Origin of the sequence: Agrobacterium tumefaciens, assembly GCF_005221325.1 — a bacterium.
Taxonomy (GTDB): Bacteria; Pseudomonadota; Alphaproteobacteria; order Rhizobiales; family Rhizobiaceae; genus Agrobacterium.
On the sequence record NZ_CP039889.1, the window covers coordinates 1,099,994 to 1,122,649 of the forward strand.

At 58.8% G+C, this 22,656-nt stretch carries 19 protein-coding genes, 1 tRNA gene and 1 riboswitch; of the genes, 7 read left to right on the forward strand and 13 right to left on the reverse strand.

Features of this window, described 5'->3' with window-relative positions:
* Positions 1 to 47 precede the first annotated feature (47 nt).
* The 3 genes from CFBP5499_RS30120 to CFBP5499_RS19950 form a co-directional block, all read right to left on the reverse strand.
* Entirely contained in the window at positions 48 to 410 is a 363-nt protein-coding gene (locus CFBP5499_RS30120; protein ID WP_175416902.1) for a hypothetical protein, read from the reverse strand.
* Between the two features lie 169 nt (positions 411 to 579).
* Positions 580 to 1,608 carry a methionine synthase gene (locus tag CFBP5499_RS19945; protein WP_080829051.1) on the reverse strand — a complete coding sequence of 343 codons (1,029 nt, stop codon included), beginning with the start codon at positions 1,606 to 1,608 and terminating at the stop codon, positions 580 to 582.
* A gap of 25 nt (positions 1,609 to 1,633) precedes the next feature.
* Positions 1,634 to 2,617: a DUF1852 domain-containing protein gene (locus CFBP5499_RS19950; protein WP_080829049.1), complete on the reverse strand. Its 984-nt coding sequence runs from the start codon at positions 2,615 to 2,617 to the stop codon at positions 1,634 to 1,636.
* A gap of 296 nt (positions 2,618 to 2,913) precedes the next feature.
* Positions 2,914 to 3,122: riboswitch (cobalamin riboswitch) on the forward strand.
* A 98-nt stretch (positions 3,123 to 3,220) separates the two neighbouring features.
* Here CFBP5499_RS19950 and CFBP5499_RS19955 point away from each other — a divergent pair.
* The 3 genes from CFBP5499_RS19955 to CFBP5499_RS19965 are packed head-to-tail and all read left to right on the forward strand — an operon-like array spanning position 3,221 to position 5,568.
* Positions 3,221 to 4,051 (forward strand): acyl-CoA thioesterase, encoded by an 831-nt coding sequence (locus CFBP5499_RS19955; RefSeq protein ID WP_080830175.1) that lies wholly within the window; start codon positions 3,221 to 3,223, stop codon positions 4,049 to 4,051.
* A 2-nt stretch (positions 4,052 to 4,053) separates the two neighbouring features.
* Positions 4,054 to 4,941, forward strand: a complete 888-nt coding sequence (locus CFBP5499_RS19960; protein WP_080829047.1) for a LysR family transcriptional regulator — start codon at positions 4,054 to 4,056, stop codon at positions 4,939 to 4,941.
* Positions 4,942 to 4,989: 48 nt separating this feature from the next.
* The gene (locus CFBP5499_RS19965; RefSeq protein WP_080829044.1) at positions 4,990 to 5,568 is read left to right on the forward strand and encodes a GNAT family N-acetyltransferase; all 579 of its coding nucleotides are present in this window, start codon (positions 4,990 to 4,992) and stop codon (positions 5,566 to 5,568) included.
* A 63-nt stretch (positions 5,569 to 5,631) separates the two neighbouring features.
* On the opposite strand, the gene CFBP5499_RS19970 is transcribed toward CFBP5499_RS19965, so the two are convergent.
* Positions 5,632 to 6,483, reverse strand: a complete 852-nt coding sequence (locus tag CFBP5499_RS19970; RefSeq protein ID WP_080829042.1) for a LysR family transcriptional regulator — start codon at positions 6,481 to 6,483, stop codon at positions 5,632 to 5,634.
* A 90-nt stretch (positions 6,484 to 6,573) separates the two neighbouring features.
* Between CFBP5499_RS19970 and CFBP5499_RS19975 the strand changes: the two genes are divergently transcribed.
* Entirely contained in the window at positions 6,574 to 7,830 is a 1,257-nt protein-coding gene (locus tag CFBP5499_RS19975; protein ID WP_080829040.1) for an MFS transporter, read from the forward strand.
* Positions 7,831 to 8,560: 730 nt separating this feature from the next.
* Here CFBP5499_RS19975 and CFBP5499_RS19985 read toward each other — a convergent pair.
* The 6 genes from CFBP5499_RS19985 to CFBP5499_RS20010 form a co-directional block, all read right to left on the reverse strand.
* Positions 8,561 to 8,650 (reverse strand) — tRNA-Ser (locus CFBP5499_RS19985).
* Between the two features lie 195 nt (positions 8,651 to 8,845).
* The gene (locus CFBP5499_RS19990; protein WP_080829036.1) at positions 8,846 to 9,727 is read right to left on the reverse strand and encodes a dihydrodipicolinate synthase family protein; all 882 of its coding nucleotides are present in this window, start codon (positions 9,725 to 9,727) and stop codon (positions 8,846 to 8,848) included.
* Positions 9,724 to 11,364 carry an ABC transporter ATP-binding protein gene (locus tag CFBP5499_RS19995; RefSeq protein ID WP_080829034.1) on the reverse strand — a complete coding sequence of 547 codons (1,641 nt, stop codon included), beginning with the start codon at positions 11,362 to 11,364 and terminating at the stop codon, positions 9,724 to 9,726. The genes CFBP5499_RS19990 and CFBP5499_RS19995 overlap by 4 nt, the downstream gene beginning before the upstream one ends.
* Entirely contained in the window at positions 11,357 to 12,280 is a 924-nt protein-coding gene (locus CFBP5499_RS20000; RefSeq protein WP_080829032.1) for an ABC transporter permease, read from the reverse strand. The genes CFBP5499_RS19995 and CFBP5499_RS20000 overlap by 8 nt, the downstream gene beginning before the upstream one ends.
* Positions 12,281 to 12,295: 15 nt before the next feature.
* Positions 12,296 to 13,210, reverse strand: a complete 915-nt coding sequence (locus tag CFBP5499_RS20005) for an ABC transporter permease (protein WP_080829030.1) — start codon at positions 13,208 to 13,210, stop codon at positions 12,296 to 12,298.
* 75 nt (positions 13,211 to 13,285) lie between these two features.
* Positions 13,286 to 14,794, reverse strand: a complete 1,509-nt coding sequence (locus CFBP5499_RS20010; RefSeq protein WP_080830174.1) for an ABC transporter substrate-binding protein — start codon at positions 14,792 to 14,794, stop codon at positions 13,286 to 13,288.
* Positions 14,795 to 15,116: 322 nt separating this feature from the next.
* Here CFBP5499_RS20010 and CFBP5499_RS20015 point away from each other — a divergent pair, with 322 nt between their 5' ends.
* From CFBP5499_RS20015 to CFBP5499_RS20025, 3 genes are read left to right on the forward strand one after another with little or no spacing between them, the layout of a single operon-like run.
* The gene (locus CFBP5499_RS20015; protein ID WP_080829025.1) at positions 15,117 to 16,313 is read left to right on the forward strand and encodes a sialidase family protein; all 1,197 of its coding nucleotides are present in this window, start codon (positions 15,117 to 15,119) and stop codon (positions 16,311 to 16,313) included.
* Positions 16,310 to 17,266, forward strand: a complete 957-nt coding sequence (pdxA, locus tag CFBP5499_RS20020; protein ID WP_080829023.1) for a 4-hydroxythreonine-4-phosphate dehydrogenase PdxA — start codon at positions 16,310 to 16,312, stop codon at positions 17,264 to 17,266. Before CFBP5499_RS20015 ends, pdxA begins: the two co-directional genes overlap by 4 nt.
* The gene (locus CFBP5499_RS20025) at positions 17,263 to 18,390 is read left to right on the forward strand and encodes an iron-containing alcohol dehydrogenase (protein WP_080829021.1); all 1,128 of its coding nucleotides are present in this window, start codon (positions 17,263 to 17,265) and stop codon (positions 18,388 to 18,390) included. Before pdxA ends, CFBP5499_RS20025 begins: the two co-directional genes overlap by 4 nt.
* 35 nt (positions 18,391 to 18,425) lie before the next feature.
* Here the strand turns inward: CFBP5499_RS20025 and CFBP5499_RS20030 are convergent, their stop codons facing one another.
* The 3 genes from CFBP5499_RS20030 to CFBP5499_RS20040 form a co-directional block, all read right to left on the reverse strand.
* On the reverse strand, positions 18,426 to 19,133 hold the full coding sequence (locus CFBP5499_RS20030; RefSeq protein ID WP_080829018.1) for a FadR/GntR family transcriptional regulator: 708 nt from the start codon (positions 19,131 to 19,133) through the stop codon (positions 18,426 to 18,428).
* Between the two features lie 4 nt (positions 19,134 to 19,137).
* Positions 19,138 to 20,178: a four-carbon acid sugar kinase family protein gene (locus tag CFBP5499_RS20035; RefSeq protein WP_080829016.1), complete on the reverse strand. Its 1,041-nt coding sequence runs from the start codon at positions 20,176 to 20,178 to the stop codon at positions 19,138 to 19,140.
* 162 nt (positions 20,179 to 20,340) lie between these two features.
* Positions 20,341 to 22,584, reverse strand: coding sequence for a polysaccharide deacetylase family protein (locus CFBP5499_RS20040; RefSeq protein WP_080829014.1), 2,244 nt, complete (start codon positions 22,582 to 22,584; stop codon positions 20,341 to 20,343).
* Between the last annotated feature and the right edge of the window lie 72 nt (positions 22,585 to 22,656).

The window sequence follows — 22,656 nt, forward strand, 5'->3', positions numbered from 1 at the left end:
TGCGCGGCATTTTCCATCGTCATCGGCAAGAACCGACTCTGCGGACTTCAGGCTTCGGCAGTTTCGCGAACGTCATCCAGAAGAAAGTGCACGATCACATAGGGCGTCGTGTGTTTCTGGCCGCTATCGGACACGCTCTCGACGCTGCCACCATCGGAAGGGTGCCATTTCTGGTAGTGGGGGTTGTTGGCGATCAGCGTAATCGCCTTGCCCGAAAACCTGCCGTTCAACCGATAGCGAACCTCCGCAAGAGGCCAGATTTTCTCAAAATCCTGCTGGTTGATACGGGCTTTCAAGGCCCTTCTGGATATCGCTTTTCCGGGCGAACCATCGTCGTGTGCTACCGGTGGAATATGAAGGTCAACCTCTTCCGCATCATCAAGCAGAAAGGCAAATTCGTCTGGCCACATCCGTCTCACGTATCGCTCCTCCCAAAGCTTACCATCTTACAGCACGACCATGATAACGCCTCTGCCGCGAGAGGCAATGGCGGATGTAACCCCTCACTTGCCGGCATTCCCCCAGTCTTCCAATTTAGTCTTCGCCCCTAAGGGGTGAACCGCCATGCATCACCCCGCACTACGCCGAAAGCTCCCTTCGGATGATTTCCGCTCCTGCACCCAAAGCATTCAGCTTGCCTCTTGCGACCTGACGCGAGAGGGGCGCCATGCCGCAATTGGTGCAGGGATAGAGCTTGTCGGCATCTACAAACTGAAGCGCTTTTCGCAGGGTATCCGCGACTTCCTCGGGGGTTTCGATGGCACTGGTTGCCACGTCAATGGCGCCAACCATCACCTTTTTACCGCGAATGAGCTCGATAAGATCCATCGGAACACGAGAGTTGTGGCATTCCAGCGAGATCAGATCGATATTGGACTTCTGCAGTTTGGGAAATGCTTCCTCATATTGCCGCCACTCCGACCCCAGGGTCTTTTTCCAATCCGTATTGGCCTTGATGCCGTAACCATAACAAATATGCACGGCGGTTTCGCACTTGAGCCCTTCGATTGCCTTCTCGAGCGTGGCAACGCCCCAGTCATTCACCTCGTCGAAAAAGACATTGAATGCGGGCTCGTCGAACTGGATGATGTCGATACCGGCAGCCTCCAGTTCTCTGGCTTCCTGATTGAGGATTTTGGCGAATTCCCAGGCCAGTTTTTCGCGACTTTTATAGTGGCTGTCATAGAGCGTATCGATCATGGTCATGGGACCTGGCAGGGCCCATTTGATAGGCTGACTGGTTTGCTGACGCAAGAATTTGGCATCTTCAACAAAAACCGGCTTTTCGCGAGACACTGCACCAACGACCGTCGGCACACTGGCATCGTAGCGATTGCGGATTCTGACGGTCTCGCGTTTCTCAAAATCGACGCCGCTGAGGTGCTCGATAAACGTCGTAACAAAATGTTGGCGCGTCTGCTCGCCGTCACTGACGATATCGATGCCTGCCTGTTGTTGATCGTTCAGGGACAATCGCAGGGCATCTCGTTTGCCCTCAATCAATTCCTCATCCTGCAATTTCCAGGGTGACCAGAGTTTTTCAGGTTGTGCAAGCCAAGAGGGTTTTGGCAAACTGCCGGCGGTTGACGTGGGCAACAGTGTTTTCATGATAGATTACCTTGTGTTTTGTTCGTCAACGAACGCAATCGGCGGACCATCTCTCAAGAATGGTCTTGTATGGATTGATGAAATGCTGCTCGGCAAACCTGCCCTGCTCGATAGCTAGCCGGCTACGTTCTTCCCGATCGTAGACAATTCGAGTGAGTGAATAATCCTGGTGCTTCAGGTCTGGCTGATAGCGAGCGCCCGCCGCAGAATTGGCGTTATAAATCTCGGGCCGATAAATCTTTTGAAAAGTCTCCATCGTGCTGACAGTGCTGATAAGCTCGAGATTGGTGTAGTCACCAAGCAGGTCGCCGGTATAGTAAAAAGCCAATGGCGCAACGCTATTCAAAGGCATGAAATAGCGGACCTCCAACCCCATTTTTTTGAAATACTGGTCGGTCGAAGAGAACTCATTCTGCTGGTATTCGACACCCAGTACGGGATGCTGATTGTCAGTCCGATGATAGGTTTTGCTGCTTGATGCACTCAGGCATATGACTGGCGGCTTGCTGAAATTCTCTTTGTAAGCAGCCGAGTTCAGGAAACATTTGAACAGGTTTCCGTGCAGCTCACCAAATTTGTCTGGCGTGCTGAATTGCGGCCGATCCCTGTTGTGCTCCGGCAGCAATACGCTGAAGTCGTAATCCCGGACATAGGAGGAAAAATTATTGCCGACAATGCCATCGATGCGCTCGTTGGTTTTTCGATCAACGATGTTCGTTTTCAGGATTTCAATCAGTGGGAAGGCATCATTCTTGCCTTCGGCACCCATATTCATTTCGACGGATATGATTTCGAGCTCGACAGAATAGCGATCGCCTTCAGGGTTATCCCAATGCGCCAGCGTGTTGAAGCGATTGTCGATCATCCTCAGGGCGTTGCGCAAATTCTCCTGTCGGTTCGCCCCTCTAGCCAGATTGGCGAAGTTGGTCGTAACACGCGTATTTTCTGAAGGATGATAATCCTCATTAAAAGATATTCTCTTGATATCAAAATCAAAATCTCTGCTCATCGCGATCCGACGTCCAAATTCCCGATATAGCCCTGCATTTTTTGAATTATATTTCAGGATATACGGATTTATTATTTTCCATTATCTCCGGTCAGCAACATTCCTGCTATCCATACTTGAGACTGTGCGTGATATATGCCTGAGACGTTGATCGAGTAACAATGGTTTTATCTCATTGATGCATGAGCCATGTTCATGATTTGGCGTCGCGCTGACTGGACGTCGTCTGCTCCGAACCTCTCAGCGCTTCCATTACATTCCAGTGACAGATGCCTTGACCAGTTCAACGACATGCGACATTGGTTGGTCATCGTGGTTCTGCGGACGAAGGTCCGGAGCTAAGAGGGAATTCGGTGAGGGCTTTGATCATAGCCTGAAGCCGCAGCTGCCCCCGCAACTGTAAGCGACGAGTGAAAGTCCATCATGTCACTGAGGCGTGCCTCGGGAAGACGGACCAAAGCGATGACCCGCAAGCCAGGAGACCTGCCGCGATAGATAACGTCCACGGGCGGGGTGTCCCGGAGTGCCGCTTTCGCGACAGGCATTTCCGTGCCTCTGCCTCTGCGTCATGTCCCGCCCTGCCGCAACCTGATGGCAGCGCCGATGACAAAGACCGCAACGATAGGAAAGCCTGCCAAGCGCGGCTCGATAACCCGTCTCATCGATATCGTCTTTCCCGGAGATACCAACCATCACGGTACCCTCTTCGGGGGAACCGGCCTAGCCCTTATGGATCGCGTCGCCTTCATTGCGGCGACCCGCTTCGGACGCGCGCCCTTCGTCACCGCCTCCTGCGAACGTATCGATTTCAGACAACCCGCACGCATTGGGCACATCGTCGAATTCAGCGCGAGACCAGTGAAGGCTGGACGTCGTTCCCTGACAGTCGAGGTCGAAATGGCGGCGGAAACCATTGTCGGCCGCCAGCGACACATCTGTACGCGGGGCATCTTCCATATGGTAGCCATACCGGAAGGTGAGGACGCCGCGCGTTATGTCCTGCCCGAACTCCTCCCTGAAGAGACCCCTGATCCAAGCGATGCCGTTACCATGGTCGAAATCGTCTTTCCGGATCAGGCAAACAGCGCTGGCCGGATGTTCGGGGGCGAAGCAATCGCCTATATGACCAAAGCCGCTTTCGTTGCAGCGTCGCGGTACTGCGGCAAGCTGGTGGTGCTGGCCTCATCCGAGCGCATCGATTTTTCAAGAGCAATCGAGATCGGCGAGATTGTCGAGGCTGAGGCACGTATCGAACGCGTGGGCCGCAGCTCCATGTCGATCCAGACAAAACTCTGGTCCGAAAATCTTCTGACAGGCGAGAGGCACATTACGGCCACCGGACACTTCACCATGGTGGCGATCGACAAGGACCACCGGCCGGCTCCCATTCTCGACCCCGCCGAAGTCGTTTCCCTTGACAAGGGGGGAGAATAGCCATGCTCGACAGGCAACATCTTTCGATCCTGCGCGAAGTCGACCGCATGGGCAGCCTCACGGCGGCTGCCGAGCGGCTGAATGTCTCCCAGTCGGCTCTCAGCCACACAATCCGCAAGCTGGAAGATCGATACGGCGTGGCGATGTGGGAAAAGGATGGCCGCAACCTTCGTCTCACCGACGCCGGCCGCTACATCCTGACACTGGCACAGCGCGTTCTGCCCCAGATCGAGAGGGCTGAGAATGTTCTGTCGGATTATCGCCACGGACAGCGAGGCTCGCTCAAGATCGGCATGGAATGCCACCCGTGCCACCAGTGGCTGATGAGTGTCACAAAACCCTATCTCATGGAATGGCCGGATGTGGGTTTGGAACTCACGACCTCGTTCGCTTTCGGCGGCGTCACGGCGCTGGCTGGATATGAGATTGATATCCTGATCACACCGGATCCGATCGAGATGCCCGGAATTCACTATTTGCCGGTGTTCGACTACGAACTGGTGCTGGCGGTGCCAGTCGATCACCCCCTGACGCTGAAACGCCATGCCGAACCTGCGGATCTGCTGAATGAGACGCTGTTCACCTATCCGGTGCCGCCGGAGCGGCTGGATGTGTTCACGCAATTCCTGGTGCCCGCCAATTGCCGCCCGCGCCATCACCGGAATATCGAGACAACGGAAATGATGCTTCAGCTCGTGGCCGCAGGCCGCGGGGTCAGCGCCATTCCCGATTGGCTGGTGCGACGGGAAGCGGCAGCACTCGGTGTCCGCGCTGTCCGCATCGGTCAGAGCGGCATCCAGAAAAGCATCCATCTCGGCTTAAGAGAGGGCGACGATACCGTCGATTTCATCGCCGGGTTTCTCGAAACGTCGCGTCAAACATTCGCGTGACGAGTCGATTTCGATCGGTTCGCAGCCCTGGCAGGAGGAGGCATCTGTATGCATATTGAGAACTCATCGTCGGCATGGCTGGCAGATGATGCCGCAAGTGAGGTAAAAGCAGAAGCGCGAGCCTTCTGTCTGCGGATGATCAATGAATTCTACGGGATCGGTTACACACCAGCCTGGCACTCCGATCTGGATTCACTGTTGAAAAGCGCCCCCGAAAACTGGTTTTCGAATGGGAAGCGCGGAGGCTTTCTCCTTGTCCGGGGTGACGGAGGACACATCATCGCCACTGGAGGTCTCTACGGCTTGGCAACAAAGCCATCCACGAGAGAGCGCTTGCGAGATCGCTACCCCGACGCGGACAGGGTGTGTCAGATCGCCCGGGTCTATCTGGAACCAGACGCTCGGCGGAAAGGACTGGGGTCGTCGGTCGTGGCAGCTCTGGAGACCAGGGCACGCGCGCTGGGCTACATCACGTCCTACCTTCATGCCGATGCAGAAACAGCTGACACACTCAGCTTCTGGAGGAGCCAGGGTTACAGCGAGTTCGACCGTTTTTCCTATCCGTCACCAAGAGGAACGGATAGGAGTGTGGACTTTGAGAAGTCTCTGCATGAGGATGTTCAATAAAACACAAGATGTCTTTGTGTTTTAGTCGAAGCCGTTTCACCTCGGCCGTAAACGTCCCGCGCTTCAGGATGACCGAAATGCCCCCGTGATCCGTCGAAGCACCGCGTTGGCATGGTCGCCGGTGACCGTGGAAATCATCACGACATCCAGTTTCGGAAGTTCCGGGAGCGTGCGGCTTTTGACATGCCGCACACCCGCAGGAGCAGCACTTTGCGCCAGAAGCGCGACGCCGATTCCGGCTTCCGCAGCGGCTCCCACCGCTGTTGCGCCGGTGCCGACAAACACCTCGCGCCAGGCGATCTCTGCGGTCTCCAGCGCCCGAAGCGCCATGGCTCGCAAATTGCAGGGTTCCGGTTGCAGCACCAGCGGCACTGGGACGTCCGAAGCCAGATCGAAATCCGCGCTGCAGTACCAGCCAAAACTTTCCTGAAACAGAGCTTCTCCATCCCGGCGGATATCATCGTGCCGCAACACAATGATCGCATCGAGTTCTCCGGCATCATAGAGATCAAGCAGGGTTCTCGTGCCGGCCGTACGAAGATGAAGCGTAACGCTCGTTTCACGCTCGCTGACCACCCGAAGTATTCGAGGAAGGTCGGCGCCGATCAGATGATGCGTGACACCGATCGCCAGCCGCGTCGGCTCCTGACCAAAGACGTCAAGCGCACGACGGCCGGCGGCGACATAGGCGCGCGCTGGTTCCAGAAAGCGCTCGCCCGCAGCGGTCAACCGCACGCGGCGCGGCGTCCGTTCGACCAGACGATGTCCCAGCATGTCTTCGAGCCGGCGCAAACGCAGGGATATGGCCGCCTGCGTCGTATTCATCACGCCTGCAACCCGCGTGAACGACTGCAGTTCGGCAACAAGAAGAAAAGCCTCGACGGCCTCGGGATCCAATGAGCGCATGGCTTTCATAACAAGCTGTTATCGCTGAAACTTGCAAGCCCCTAATTCTGTCATCTCCTCAAGACGGCTATTGCGTGAAACTCTAGATAGGAGTTTTTCGTGTCGTTGCAGATTTCTTCGTCCTCGCCCACCCCAACGCCTGCCGTCGATCCCCACATATGGGCAGTGCTTGCCGTGGCAGTCGGAACGCAGACCGCAGGCTCATTCGTGTCGCAGGGCATTTACATTCTGGTGCCCTTCTGGCGGGAAGCATTCGGCGTTTCCCTCGCATCGGCGTCGCTTGCCGTCACCGTCATGAACGGTGTCCAGATCGCGACGATGTTCACGCTCGGCCGTGCCATCGACATTCACGGTGAGCGTCGTATCGTCGGCATTGCCATGCTCGGCATGGCGATCGCCATGGCCTGCGCGGCAACATTTGCAAACAGTCTGCCCGCGCTGCTCGTTTGCATCGCTTTTCTGGGTGGCACCTATGCAGCTGTCCAACCCGGCGGCACGCGGGCGATCATGCGCTGGTTCCCGCCCGCCAAACGTGGAATAGCCACAGGGTTCAGGCAGGCCGCGGTTCCCTTCGGAACGATGATCGCAGCCGCTCTCCTGCCGTTCATGGCGGTTCGTTACGGGTGGCATGCCGCGGCATGGCTCTGTGCCGGCGTTTCCGTCGCCGGCGCAGCACTTTTCTGGGGGCTGTATCGCGAGGGAGGCGAAGTGGCGGCGAAAACCGAGCGTCCGCTCCCCCTGGCAAAACTCGTCCGCATCGTCGGGCAGGATCGCAGCTTCTGGCCAGTATTGCGGCTTGGTATTGCCATGTCAGCATTTCAATTCACCCTGAGCGCTCACGTCATCGGCTTCATGGCTGATGGATTGGGGCTTGGCCTTTTTGTCGCCTCTTCGATGTTTGCAGCAACACAGCTTGCGGGCATTCCCGGCCGCATTTTCCTGCCCTGGCTCAGCGATCGCTTTCGGCCCGGTCTTCGCGGTCAATCGTTTGGCCTGGTATCCGTCCTTGCTGCCGGTGCGGCCGCGCTACTCGCGCTCCTCCCCATCGGCACTTCACCGCCGGTGATCCTCCTCGTGCTTGTCATATTGGGGATATTCGGGATCGGCTGGTTTCCGCTTTACCTTCTGCAGATCGCGGAGAGCGCACCAAAAGGCTCGATAGCATCGACAATCGCCTTCGCATCCACGATCTGTTTGGCTGTCATGGCAATTGGTCCTTACCTGTTCGGGCTCCTGGTCGACCGTTTTGGCTATGGGGCAGCTTGGTCGGCGCTGATCGTGCCGGTGGTCGTAACGGCGCTGCCTCTCACCATCTCCTCACCGCGCCTCCCGAAAGCTCAAACCGGCTCACCGTGAAACGCAGTCGGTGACATGGTGCCTTGTGGAATCTGCAATCTTGAGCGGGAACGAACCTCCGGCTCATCCTCCACCGCCACCAAGCTGCGGCGGTGGCCGGATTCGTGTAGACGGTTAGTTTAAACAACCTGTCCCGAAACATGGGACAAGCCCACCCATGTGGCGATGGAGAATGTTACGATCTTATCTGCGTCAAAATGGCTGATGTTATATACAGCGGTTCTAAGGTACTGCTCCCTAACGACAGATAGTGTCGAGTCCTAGCCTGGAAATATCCGAAATGTGGGATTTTTTCCCTATAGTGTTCTTACCATTCAAGCTTCTCGTGTTGGGCATAGGCATGTTCTACGCCATCAAGTGGCATCACGATCAAGCAAAGAAGAAGTAATAACCCAGTGGACCGCAAGCGCCCGCCCATTCGGGTAGCCCATTTAGTCTCCTTAGGACCAACTTCTGCAGTGTACAGGCGCGAGTACTCCATTCGCTGACCACCTGGGTTTTTGCACGGTCGCCTGCCCTCGCCCGTGAAAGCGATTCTACATCAAAAATCTGTGACGAGGGGGCCTCTTCCGGGCCTTTCGTGCTGCTCTTAGCAGTGATTTATCGAGGCGCACGAGTGAACGGCTTGGACCCACAATTCAATGATCACCGATCGCCAATTTGGTTGTCTTAGCTGACTCAGGTGAAATAGCCGTGACGGGATGGATAAAAATATGCAGCTTAACCTTAATGGCGGAGAGGGTGGGATTCGAACCCACGATACCCTTGCAGGTATGCCGCATTTCGAGTGCGGTGCATTCGACCACTCTGCCACCTCTCCGCATGCGCGAACGCTTGCGTTGCGCGCTCCTCTTAAACATCAATGATCGGGCTGACAAGGGGGATTTCGTGTTTGTGTCACAAATTATTCCTCAAGGAGAAGCCGGGCGAATTGCTTCGGCTCGTGGCCACTTTCACGGATTTCCAAGGACCCACCTCGGCCTTCAGCCGTACGCCTCCACATCCCGTGGTGGCGTTACAGTCGTTGATAACGCTTCAGGATTTCAAGGATCCGGTCGTCCTGCTCTTGATCCGGCAGAAGGGCCGGCTGGCGACTGGCACCGACGGAGGGATCTTGCAGGTAGAGTGAGCGCTTGACCATGGCGGGTGCGAAACCGAGGGCGTAGAGATCGGTGCGGAAATTGGCATAGATCGCCTGCTGGCGCTCAGCCTCGGCGATATCGCCAGCGTTGAATGCGTTGAGAATGCCTGCAAGCACATCCGGCAGGGCGTTACCGAGGCCGGAGATGCAGCCGGCGGCACCGTTCTGCAGCGACCAGAGAACGAGGTGGTCCGGACCGGAATAGACCTCGAAACCCGGCATGTCCTTCGCCACCTGAAGATAGGCCTCGAGCGTCTGCTGCGCCCCGCCGGAATCCTTGATGCCGGCGATATTGCCATGAGACGCGAGTTTGCGCGCTGTTTCCGGCTCGATGTGGTTCTGGGTGCGGGCAGGAATATCATAGAGATAGACCGGCGTTTCCACGGCATCGGCCACCGTCGAGAAATGGCGGATCAAGCCATCCTGCGTGCAGGCAATGAAGAAGGGCGTGATGACGGCAATGCCGTCGATGCCGATACGGTCAAAGGCTTTGGCAAGTTGCAGGGTTTCGAACGTGGCCGGCATGCCGGCATTGACGATCACCCTGGCTCGGCCGGCCACCTCGTCCACCACCTCTTCCGTCAGGCGGATTTTTTCCTCATGCGTCAGCGCGGTGAAATCGCCGTTGGTGCCGGCGCACATGATGTTGTTGCCCGCCGCCACCTGGCGGCGCACCTGCGCGCGGGTCGCCTCGTAATTGATGGTTTCGTCCTCGTTGAAACAGGTGACGAGTGCGACGAAAGCTTGTTTGCTCATGGGAGAACTCCGCTTGAATTTTCAATAGCATGGCCGGCCGCCTCTTGATGCCGGGATTGCATATCGGGATCCGGATCGAGGCTGGCAGCAAGCAGCGCGCGGGTATAGGCCTCACGCGGCGCTTCGAACACCTGCCGCACCGTGCCGAACTCCACTACCTCTCCCCGCTGCATAACCATGACGTGATCGGCAAAATCCCGCACGACAGGAAGGTCATGGGCGATGAAGATGAAGGAGAGACCCATGTCGCGGCGCAGCTTGTCCAGAAGCGCGATGACCTGCGCCTGAACAGAAACATCGAGCGCCGAGACCGCCTCGTCGCAGATGATGAGCTTCGGCTCCAGCGCCAGCGCGCGGGCAATGGCGATCCTCTGCCGCTGGCCGCCGGAAAACTGGTGCGGATAACGACGCATATGTTCCGGCGAGAGGCCCACCTGCTGCAGCAACTCGCCGACCCGTTCGCGCCAATTCGCTTTCGGCAATATGTCGGGATGGATGACCCAGGCTTCGGAGATCAGCTGGAACACCGTCATGCGGGGGTTAAGCGACTGTGTGGGGTCCTGGAACACCATCTGCAGATCGCGCCTCAGCGCAAACAATTCCGCTGGCGACAGCTTGAACAGGTCCCGCCCCTTCCATAGGGCGCTGCCCGCATCCGGTTCGTCGAGCCGCAGTAGAATGCGCGCAAGCGTCGATTTGCCGGAACCGCTTTCGCCGACGACGGCAATGGTCTCGCCGGCCATCAGGTCGAAAGAGACGCCCTTCAGCGCTTCGAATGCGCCGTAACGCTTTCGCACATCGCGCACGCTGAGCAGCGGTTCACCCTTTGCTTCCGGCTGATGCATTTCGCCCTTGCCGGGGGCGGCATTGATGAGCTTGCGGGTATAGGGATGCTGCGGATTGCGGTAAACCTCGCGGACCGTGCCCGCTTCCACCAGCACGCCCTTTTCCATCACCACCACCCGGTCGGCGATTTCGGCGACAACGCCGAGATCGTGGGTGATGATGAGCACGGCCATGCCGGTCTCCCGCTGCAACTCCTTGAGCAGCGCAAGCACTTCGGCCTGCACCGTCACGTCAAGCGCGGTGGTCGGCTCGTCGGCGATCAACAGATCGGGCCGCAGCGCAAGCGCCATGGCGATCATGACACGCTGACGTTGGCCACCGGAAAATTCATGCGGATATTTTGAGAGCGCCCTGTCGGGATCGGGAATGCCGACACGGGCGATAAGTCGTCTCGCCTCCGCTTCAGCTTCCGCCTTGCCCATGCCGTGGGTGGTCATCGCTTCGCGGATCTGCCAGCCGACGGTATAGACGGGATTGAGATGGCTGAGCGGATCCTGAAAGATCATGGCGATACGCCGGCCATTGATCTCGCGGCGCGCCTCGTCCGGCATGGTCAGCAGGTCTTTGCCGTCGAGCAATATCTGGCCGCCACCAATGCGCCCGGGCGGCATGTCAATGAGGTTCATGATGGCCGAGGACGATACCGATTTTCCGGAACCGCTTTCGCCGAGGATCGCCAGCGTTTCGCCACGGTCGATATGGTAGGAAACATCCTTCACCGCGTTCACGACACCGCTTGCGGTGTGAAACTCCACGGAAAGGTTGCGCACGTCGAGAAGATGGTCAGCCATGCTTGCGGCCCTTCATTTCCAGCCGCCAGCGCTGCACGGGGTCAAGCGCGATGCGCAGCCAGTTGGACAGCAGGTTAAGCGACAGGGTGGTGAGGATGATGGCAAGCCCCGGCCAGAAGGAGAGCCACCAGGCATTGGTGAGATATTGCCGCCCCTGGGAAATCATCAGGCCCCAGGTGATTTCCGGCGGCTGAATGCCGATGCCGAGGAAAGAGAGAGCGCTTTCCGCCAGCATCACGTAGGCGAAATCGAGCGTCGCCAATGTCGTCAGCGTCGGCAGCACTACCGGCAGGATATGGCGGAACAGGATGCGTTTGCCGGATGCGCCCATGACGCGCGCAGCCTGCACGAACATGCGTTCGCGCACCTCCAGCACCTCCGCCCTCGTGGTGCGGATATAGACGGGGATGCGGGTGATCGCCAGAACCAGCATCAGGTTGAGGATGGAGGAGCCGAGCAGATAAAGTACGATGACCGCTATCAGCAGCGACGGAAAGGACATGATCACATCGGCCAACCGCATGATGATCTGGCCGGTGCGGTTCGAAGAAAAGCCGGCGATCAGGCCAAGCACGGTGCCGGTGACAGCGGAGAGAAGCACGGCGCCCGCAGCAATCATCAGCGTGTTTTGCGTGGCGGCGACGATGCGTGCAAAAAGCGAACGGCCGAGCGCATCCGCCCCCAGCCAGAAATACCATTCGCGCTGCCAGTCGAACGGAGCGAGGTTGCGCCCGCGCAGGTTCTGTTTCGTCGCGAGATCACCAAGCCAAGCCGGGCCGACAAAGGCGAGGACGACGACAATAACGAGGAAGATCGCGGCACAGAGCGCGAATTTATCCGCCCACAACATGCGCAGCATGCGTGTTGCGAATGAGGGCTCGTCGATGATCTGGGTGTCGGCGTTCAAAAGGCTCATGGCTGAACGGTCCCCTCAGTGCCGGATACGCGGATCGAGCAACGCATAGGCGATATCGATCAGAAGGTTCATCAGGAAGATGACGAGCGCGGTCACGAGAATGGCGGCCAGAACGACGTTGAAATCCCGCTGAAGAATGGAATCGATCATCAGCTTGCCGACGCCTGGGAAACCGAAGATGGTTTCGACGATGACAGCGCCGTTAAGCAGGCTTGCCGCCTGATCGCCGATGACGGTGATGACCGGCAGCATGGCGTTGCGCAGGGCATGGATGAAGATGATCGGCCCGGATTTCACACCCTTGGCGCGCGCCGTTTTCACGTAAGCTGACGACAAAGCGCCGATCATCGAGCCGCGCACCACCTGCACGATGATACCGAAGGGGCGCACGAACAGCACCGAAATTGGCAGAATCCAGTGCAGCACCGAGCCGGTGCCTGATGTAGGCAGCCAGGCGAGATTGACGGAAAAAACCACGATCGCCACGATGGCCAGCCAGAAATCCGGAACCGAGGCACCGATCAGCGAAATGGTCGAGGCCATGCGGTCGAAAAAGCCGCCAGACCGGAAAGCCGCAAGCGAGCCGACAACGATGGCCGCCGTGGTGACGAGCGACATGGTGATAACCGCGAGCCAGAGCGTCCAGACAAAAGCTTCCAACACCACATCCAGCGCCGGACGGGCTTTTCTGAGCGATTCCCCGAGATCTCCCGTCATCACATCGCCCGCATAACGCAGGAACTGCACCATCAGCGGATCATTCAGCCCGTGCAGCGCACGAAACTGCTGCTTCAATTCCTCCGAAGCCTCAACTGGCAGAAACAGCGCGGCCGGGTCCCCCGTCAGGCGGGAAAGGAAGAAAACCATCACGATGAGGCCGATCAGGGAAATCAGGCTCGCAACGGAACGTTTTCGGATGAAGCTCAGCATGGTTGCCTCCGGTTTTTCAACACGGCGGCAAGGCTTTCGCCCTGCCGCCGCTCTTTGGCGTATAAGATACCGGCTTTACTTGATGCCGATTTCCGAAAGCTGCAGCATCGAGTTGGTGGCGATGGTGGGCTTGAAATCCAGTCGTTCGGAGACGCGGGAGAAGCCGACCATGTGGAACAGAAGCACATCCGCCACCACGTCGTCGTGCAGGTAGGCGATGAGTTCGGACCACAGCTTGGCGCGCTCGTCACCGACGGCTGCGGAGGCCCGTTCGATCAGGTCATCCACCTTGGGGTCCGAGAAGCCGGACTGCGTGCCCTTGGTGGCGTATTTGAAGAACATGGTGAAGGACGGGTCGCCCTTGGAATTGTCGTGCATGGCGGCGACGATCTGCGGGCCGCGGCCTTCCTTGAAAGGCTTGGAATAATAGCTCTCGTGTTCGGCCACTTCCACGAATTTCAGGTCGATCTTGAAGCCGACTTCCTGCAGCTGCTGCTGGATAGCCTCCATGATTTCGGTGACATTGGGGAAATTCGCCGTGCGCGCGATGATGGTGATCGGCGTATCCACTTTCACGCCGGCAGCCTTGGCTTCCTCGAGCAGCTTCTTTGCGCCATCGGGGTCATAGGGGAAAACCTTGACGTCGGGGTTCCAGCCAAGCGTGGTCGGCGGAACGAGCGCGGTTGCCAGCACGGCACCTTCAGGAACCAGCGTGCCGAGGAAGGCCTGCCGGTCGATGGCGAGGTTGAGCGCGCGGCGCACCCGCACATCGTTCAGCGGCGCGATATTGTGGTCGAGGCGCATATAGACCGTTTCACTGTCGAGATAGGAAAAATCGGTCTTCGCATTCGTGGCGTCGAGCTGGGAAATGGAAGGCGAAAGATCGGCCTCGCCGGTCTGTACCATGGCGGCGCGAACGGAAGGATCGGCACGGAAAAGATAGGTCGCTTCCGTTACCTCAGGCTTCTTGCCCCAATAATCATCACGCGCGGTCAGAACGATCTGCTGGCCGGGCGTCCAGTTGGTCAGCTTGTAAGGGCCGGTGCCGACAGGCTCGCGGATGAATTCCATCTTGGTTTCTTCCGGAACGATCGTGACCAGCGACATCAGGAGCGGCAGGATAGGCTGGGCCGGATCCGTCTTGAAATCGATCGTGTAGTCATCGACAACCGTTGGCGTCACCGTCATGCCGCCGAAATAGCGGCGGGATTCGCAGGCGTTCTTGTCGCTCATGATGCGTTCGAAGCTGTGCTTCACATCCTTGGCATCAAAACCCGTACCGTCGGAAAACTTCACGCCCTGACGCAGGTGGAAACGCCAGCTGCCATCCGAGTTCTGTTCCCATTTTTCGGCAAGGCGCGGCTGCACGCCGTTCTTGCCGCGCACATCAAGCTCGGTCAGCGTCTCGCTGACGTTTTCCATGATGATGCGGCCAATGTTGGAACGCGTGGCCATGCAAGGCTCCAGCAGGTCCGCCTCTTCCGCCAGCACGATCTTGATCGGCCCCGATGCCGCAAGCACCGGCGAAACCGCGGCGCTGAGGGAACCCAGAACAAGGGCGCCCGCAATCAATGACTTCTTCATTCCGTTCTCCTCCCAGATCAGAAATTCAGCAACATGGCGGCGCACCGCAAGGGGAATTCTGAAAAGCCCCGTCTCCTGCATTGAGGAGCATGGCGTGCGGATGACTGTCTCCTCCACCCGTGAGCAGAGCATCGGCGTTATCGCGTTTTTTGTCAATTTATTTTTCAGATCGATTTTTTATTCACGCAAAATATCTTATTTTTATCATTTAAAAACAGATATTTAATTTCATAAATCAAAAAAATACGACCTCGTTTTTACATCAAATAAACTTGACAACTTTTTGAATATGTCATTTTCATCAGGACAAGAGGAGACCACGATGACCCCTGATGACATCGCTCACGCCATGACCGGAGCCATGCACGCCGTGTCGGAAAACCGGCAGGAAGCCTTCCTGCCGTCGCCGATGATCCAGAACCATGCGAGCTTCCTGCACCTTCTCGATGATGGCACCCTGCTCTGCGCCTGGTTCGGCGGCACATTGGAAGGCAAGTCGGATATTTCGATCTTCGCATCCGTACTGACGCCCGATGCGACCAGCTGGGGAGCCCCGCAGCGACTCAGCCACGACTCCGCCCATTCCGAACAGAATCCGGTTCTCTTCACCGCGCCGGATGGCACCCTCTGGCTGTTTCACACCGCTCAGCCTTCAGGCAATCAGGATGAATGCCGCATCCGCATGGCACGCATTCACCGCGACGCGGCGGAAGCGGAAAAACTCACATCCGAGGAGGGGCGCTTCCTCGATCTTCCCAAGGGCTGCTTCATCCGCGCGCCGCTTCGCATTCGCGACGACGGCGCCTGGCTCCTGCCGATCTTCCGCTGCGTCCAGCGTCCCGGCCAGAAATGGAACGGCAGCCACGACACAGCGGCGCTCGGCATATCCCCGGACAATGGCGCGACATGGACATTGCAGGAATTGCCTGACTCGATCGGCTGCGTGCATATGAGCCCGGTTGCGGCAGAAGAGGAGCGCTACGCCGCCTTCTTCCGCCGTCGCCAGGCGGATTTCGTCTATCGCACGGAAAGTGCTGATGGCGGCCGCTCCTGGTCGAAACCGCAGCCGACGGACGTGCCCAACAACAATTCGTCCATTGCCGTCATCAGGCTCGCTGACGGCCGGCTGGCAATGATCTGCAATCCGATCAATGCGCAAGAATCCAGTGACCGGCGCGCCTCGCTCTATGACGAGCTGGGCGAGGAGGACGACAGGCCGGATGCCGATCCGAGCGGCGGATGCGTGCCAATCTGGGGCGTGCCGCGGGCTCCGGTCTCCATCTGCCTGTCCGATGACGACGGGCGCACCTTCCCCACGCGGATTCTGATCGAGGATGGGCCGGGCACCTGCCTGTCAAACGATTCCACGGATGGCCGCAATCTCGAAATGTCCTATCCATGGCTTCTGGAAGCGCCGGACGGTACGCTGCACGCAAGCTACACCTATCATCGCCGCGCAATCAAATATGTTCGGCTGGCGCCCGGCTGGGCCGACGCCAAGGACGGGAGAAAAAGATGAGCAACATCATTGGCATCACCATGGGCGACCCGTGCGGCGTCGGCCCCGAGATCACCGTTCGGGCACTGGCGGACATGTCCGCTGCGGACCGCGATGCAACCCGGATTTACGGAAACCTCCCCACGCTGGAAGCGGCGCGGGAAGCGCTCGGTGTTGATATCAATCTCGCCTCCCATGTGGTCGACCTGCCGGTGGAGGGCGCACCGCTTGCCTGGGGCACGCTGTCGCCGGTGGCTGGCGACGCCGCCTTTCGTTTCATCGAAAAGGCCGTGCGCGATGCCGAAGCCGGCACAATCGGCTGCATTGTCACCGCGCCGATTAACAAGGAAGCGCTTAATCTGGCAGGCCACCATTATGACGGCCATACCGGCATGTTGCGCAGCCTGACCGGCTCATCCGCCGCCTATATGCTGCTCGCCTCCGAGCGGCTGAAGGTGATCCACGTATCGACCCATGTTTCCCTGCAGGACGCCATTCGCCGGGCGACGACGGAACGGGTGCTGGCGACCATTCGTGCCGGCAATGCGCATCTGAAGCGCATCGGTTACGAGCGTCCGCGTATTGCCGTTGCCGGCATCAATCCGCATTGCGGTGAAAACGGCCTGTTCGGCACGGAAGATGACGATCAGATCGCGCCGGCGATCGCAGCCGCCCGCGCCGAAGGCATCGAGGTGCAGGGGCCGATTTCCGCTGATACCGTGTTTCACAGGGCCTATTCCGGCGCTTTCGATCTCGTCGTCGCGCAATATCATGATCAGGGCCACATCCCGATCAAGCTCGTCGCCTTCGATACAGCCGTCAATGTCTCCGTCGATCTGCCGATAGACCGCACCTCCGTCGATCACGGCACCGCCTTCGATATTGCCGGCAAGGGCATTGCCAATCACGGCAACATGAATGAGGCCATCGCCTATGCGCGAAAGCTCGTGGCGGGCAAGGCCAGGAAGGGATGAGCACCATGTCCACAGCTCCGATTCTCATCCACCAGCCGCGCAAGCTCGCCGTCGGCGCTGGCACGATTGCGCAGGTCGGCGCCTTCGCCGGCAAAACCACCTCGACCCTGGTGATCGCCACGCCGCTGACGGCTAAATTTGTCGACCGGCTGCAATTGCAGGGCCCCTTTACCGTTTTCGACGCCATTCCCGGTGAGCCGGATACCGCCACACTCGATGCAGCACTTGCTGCGGCGCGCGCGGCCAAACCCGATCTCGTCATCGGCCTCGGCGGCGGTTCTGTCATGGATGTGGCAAAGCTCGTCGCGGCGCTGTGGAACTCCAGCCAGATGCTTGAAGACGTCGCCGGGCCAAACAGGGTTGCCGGGCGCGATACGCGGCTCGTGCAGATCGCCACCACCGCCGGCACCGGTTCGGAAGCCGGTATCCGTTCGCTCATCACCGATCCTGTCAAGGGCAGCAAGATCGCGGTCGAAAGCCCTTATCTGATCGCGGATTTTGCCGTTCTCGATCCGGAACTCACCTATTCCGTACCACCGGCCGTGACCGCGGCGACGGGGGTGGATGCCATGGCCCATTGCGTAGAGGCTTTCACCAACCGCAAGGCCCATCCGATGATCGACGGTTTTGCCCGCATGGGCTTTGCGCTGGTCGGCAAATATCTGGCGCGCGCCGTTCGCGATGGCGCCGATACTGAAGCGCGGGAGGGCATGATGCTCGCCTCCTATTACGGCGGCATCTGCCTCGGCCCAGTCAATACCGCCGCCGGCCACGCCATCGCCTACCCGCTCGGCACGCTTCTCAACCTGCCGCACGGGCTGGCCAATGCCGTCGTCTTTCCGCATGTTCTGGCCTTCAACCAGCCCGCTGTTTCGGAGAAGACGGCGGAAGTGGCAGGCGCGCTCGGCCTTCGCGGTCATCTCTCGCAGGACGATCTCCGCAAGGCGGCGACGGATTTCTGCGCCGGGCTCGGCATTGAAATGTCACTCGCACGGCATGGGGCAACGGAGGGTGATCTGCCCCGTTATGCCGAGAACGCCCATGCCATCCGCCGGCTAATGGATAACAACCCGGTGGATATGAGCCTTGAGGACGTGCTCGGCATCTACCGCCACGCCTTCTGAAGGGAGATCCGGTGCGCGGATATACGCATCGGCCCTTAATCCGTGTGGGAAGACTCGAAGAGGCGGTCTCGTGATCCCGTCAGATGCTGGAGCATCAGCTGACGGGCCGCTTCCGCATCGCCGTCGGCAATCGCCTTTGCAATGGCCTCATGTTCGGCGAAAACACGCGTCAAGCCGGACGCCTCCCGCTTTACCGACATTCCGTGGAACTTCATTCCGACCGCGATATGGTCCTTGAGCGCTTCCATGGCGGTGGAGAAATAACTGTTCCTGGCCGCCCGCGCGATCGCGAGGTGAAACTGGTAATCGGCGTCCTCGCGGTGGGATTGGCGATTGGTGGCGTCCCGCATCAGTTCGAGCGCCTTGCGGATCGCCGCCAGCCTTTCGGCATCGTGCCGCAAGGCCGCTGCAGCGGCCGCGGCCGGCTCCAGCGTCAACCTGAATTCATAACAGTTCAGAAGGTCCGCGACATTTTCCAGCTGGCCGAAACCAAGTGGTTCGCGCAGGCCAAACGCCCTGACATAGCTGCCGGAACCCCTGCGGGAATAGATGAACCCCTGCTCGCGCAAGCGCCGCAGCGCCTCGCGCACGACCGGGCGCGAGACTTCGAATTCCATGGCGAGTTCATGTTCGGTCGGCAGCCGCTCATCCGGCTTATAGGCTCCGGATTTGATCGCCCGGTGCATTCTCTCGAAAATAATGTCCGGAAGTGCCTTGCGCGCCGTTTCTTTCATCAGCCCCATCTGGTCAGCTCTCTCCAGCGTCGTTTTCGCCAAGCATCATTTTCGCAATCCGTTTCAACGTGTCAGCTTGCCCAAAACCACCGGACTTCGCAATGATGCATTGGTCTCCGGCCCAGCCAACGCCAAGACCCGGCAGGCATTCGCCGGCAAGACGCAGACGCGAGATGCCCATCACTCGCAGCACGGCTTCGGCAGTCGCCCCGCCCGACAGAAGCAGTCGCTTCGCCCCGGCGGTGAAATGCGGCACGACGCCTTCCGCCAGATGATCGGAAACCGCAAGCGGCGAGAGATCGTCCGACCCCTGCGTTGCCTGAACCAGGATCAGATCACAATAATCGCTGACTTGATGGGGCACGGTGCCATTGGGCGCCTCGATGAGCGAAACATTCCCGACGCTCCTGAGAACGTCGATCTGCGCGACCGTGATCGGATCGCGCGAACCGATGACAAAAACACCCTTGCCGGGTGGAATGGTCGCCGCCTGCGGAGCGCGCCCGGCCGCCATCGTCTCCGCCAGCGCTTCGGCAAGCCCGCGCGCGCCCACCAGAAGATCGATCCCCTCGGTCTGCGCGGCGATGAGAGCCTCGTGTATATCACCTTGCGAGCGCGTATCCGGTATCGTGCAGCGCGCAACATGCCCACCGAGTTTCGCAGCAACCGAAATGGCGGACTCGACACCGAAACCGGACACGGCCCCGCCGGTGACGATACGCCCGAAATCGGGAATGGCGGGAGCGACCAGCGCGCGCCGATAGGAAATCGCGTCCATTTCCGCCGCAATATGTCCCTTCATCCGGGAATCGATCTTCTTGAAAAATGTCGTACCGACCGGAACCAGTGCCATCAGGTCCCGCGTGCGGCGGCGAGCTTCCTCCGCTTCACCATCGCGGCAGCCGAGATTGACGCTAAGGACCGCGGGCGCATCCACAAGTGCTTCACAAACACCGTCGAGCCCGATCGCAACCTCGGTCGCCAGCCCGCGCCCGGCGAAGGGGGCAGCGGCATCGAGCGCACCGGTCAGATCATCGGCGAAAATCAACAGCACGGGCAGAGCCTTCAAAAAAGTTGTAATGTTTTACATCGATAAATTTATTTATAATCAATAGATAAAAGGATGTGAATAACAAAAATTATCATAAGCATGGCAAAGAGCGACCGCACCTCGCATTGTCGTGGGCCAGCGAAAGACGAGATGCAGATGTGGCCGCTAGATGAACCGGAAAGGCAGGCCCGAGATGAGCGCCTTGACGAAGCGCTTTTTCTGAAAGCGCCCGTTCAACGAAACGCGCGGCAGCTGCGCCGGCTTTTCGAGGCTGTGAGGACCGAGAACACCGGCCTGCGTGGTGACCGCCACGGAAAAACCCGCATCCGACACCGCTTTCGCTTCGCGCTCTCCCACGGCCCTCACCCAGCCATAGGGATAGGAGAAGGATTGCGGCCGCTGGCCGACACAGGCCTCTACCAACCGCGTCGATTCCTCAATCTCATGGACGAGACGCGCCGCATCGATCTTGCGCATATTCACATGCGTCATGGTATGCGCACCAAAATGCACGAGCGGATCGTCCGACAGCGTTCTGAGTTCGGTCGCATCCATGACCAGTTCGTCCACGATCGCGATGGGGTCGATGCCATGCCGCCTCGCAACAAGATCGATCCTGTCCACCGCCTCATCTTCCACGGATTCCTGAACGAAGTTTTCGAGCCGGGCGAATGCCTCCACCTTCTGCGAAGGCGTAGCACATTCCACCTGCTCCGGCCCTGCGCCGAAATCGAATTCGAACGATGCGGCTTTCTGCGTTAGAGCCGCCGCGGTTTCCCACCACAGGCTGCGGCTCCGCTCGACAAAACCTGGCGTGATAAAAATCGTGTAGGGAACGGCGTATTTGCGGAAGATCGGCGCAGCATGTTCGGCATTGTTGCGATAGCCGTCATCAAGCGTGAAGGCGCAAAACGACCTACCTTCGCTGCCGTCGGCAAGCAGAGCCGGCAGATCATGCAGATGAACGGGCACGAGACCGGATTCGAGCGCGGCCTCAATGGCCTCTTCCAGAAATTGCGGCGTGACGGATAATTGCACATTGGGTGCAAAAGCCGAGACCGCATGCCCCGGACGCACATGGTGAAGCGTGAAAATCACGCCCCGCCCGGCAAGGGATGGAAATGCAGAGCGGATAGCCGAAAGAGAACTCACCTCCAGCCCCACCCTGATGGCCCCGTATTTCACGAAGCGTTTGACCGGCGGCAACATGGCCCTTGCCGATTGTCCCGACGCCAGACCGGGAAGAACACGTTTGTTCAACACCCGCAAGGCCGTCAGCGGCAGATCGATCAGGCCCGGCAGGGGATCGTTCGGCGCAAAAGCGGCCCAGCTGCGGATTTTGCCGAGAGAGGCGAGATAATCGCCAAGTCTCGCCTGCCCTCTTCGTGCCAACGTGAAAGCGGCAACGGTATCGCGAACGAGGTAGGACCAGGACGTACCCTGCCGCGCAGTGCCTGCCTGCCCGGTAGGCATGTCATTGGCCACCCGCCACAGCAGCCCGCCAAGATCGATGCCGGCGGCCGAACAGAGGCCGAACCACGACCATGGGCGTGGATTGACATCGAGAAGTTTCAGCGCCCCATCTCTGCCGTCAAGTTTGAATTCCACTTCGACCAGCCCGCTGTGGCCGGCCGATTTCAATATTTTCCGGGCCGCTTCGGTCGCTTGCCGGTTATCGACAACCTCGACACGGGTGCTGGTATAACCGAAATCGACGGGATATTGCCTTGCGCGCCGTGCGGTGAATTCGGCGATAGGTTCACCGTTCAGCCACAGCGCCGCATAGGAAAACTGACTTTCTCCCCCGCCCGGAATGAGTTCCTGCACGACGACATTGTCGGCGCCGATCTCTCCACTGGCATCGGCGAAAGCGGTTTTCAGCCCCTCCCGGTCATCGGCGCGGATAACTTTCGCCCGGGCGATCGAGGTGTTGCCGCCCCCCATATTCGGTTTGAGAATGACGGGAAACATCACATCCAGCCCGTCGATATCGGTAGCCGATGTCAGCGCATAGGTTCGGGGAATGCTGACGCCGAGTTCCGCCGCGCGCTTATAGAGCAGCGGTTTTTCACACAGCCATTGCAGGTTCGTCCACTCCGGCAAAATGATCTTGTAGAGCGCCGAAAGCTCCTCGCGATGCTGCGAAACAAGCTGAACCTCACCATCGCCCGATGGCACCAGCAGGCAGCCCTCCAGGCCCGGTTTTTCAGCCATTTGACGCAAAAACGCCATCGCCCCGTCATCATGCGGACCGGCCCAGCGGATTGTTTCGCGCACGAAGCGCGACCAGCCCGGCAGCGGTGAATCATGGGTGAGGTAATAGACGGGCACATTCAGGACGCCGAGGCTGCGGGCAAGGGCAAGCGTGCCGTGAGCGCCGCCGATAATAACAACACCTGGAATGGTCAAAGCCTGATCCCCGTCCTCTTCCACATCTTGATCGCAAAAATTGATAAATAAATTGGATATTTCTAAAGTATT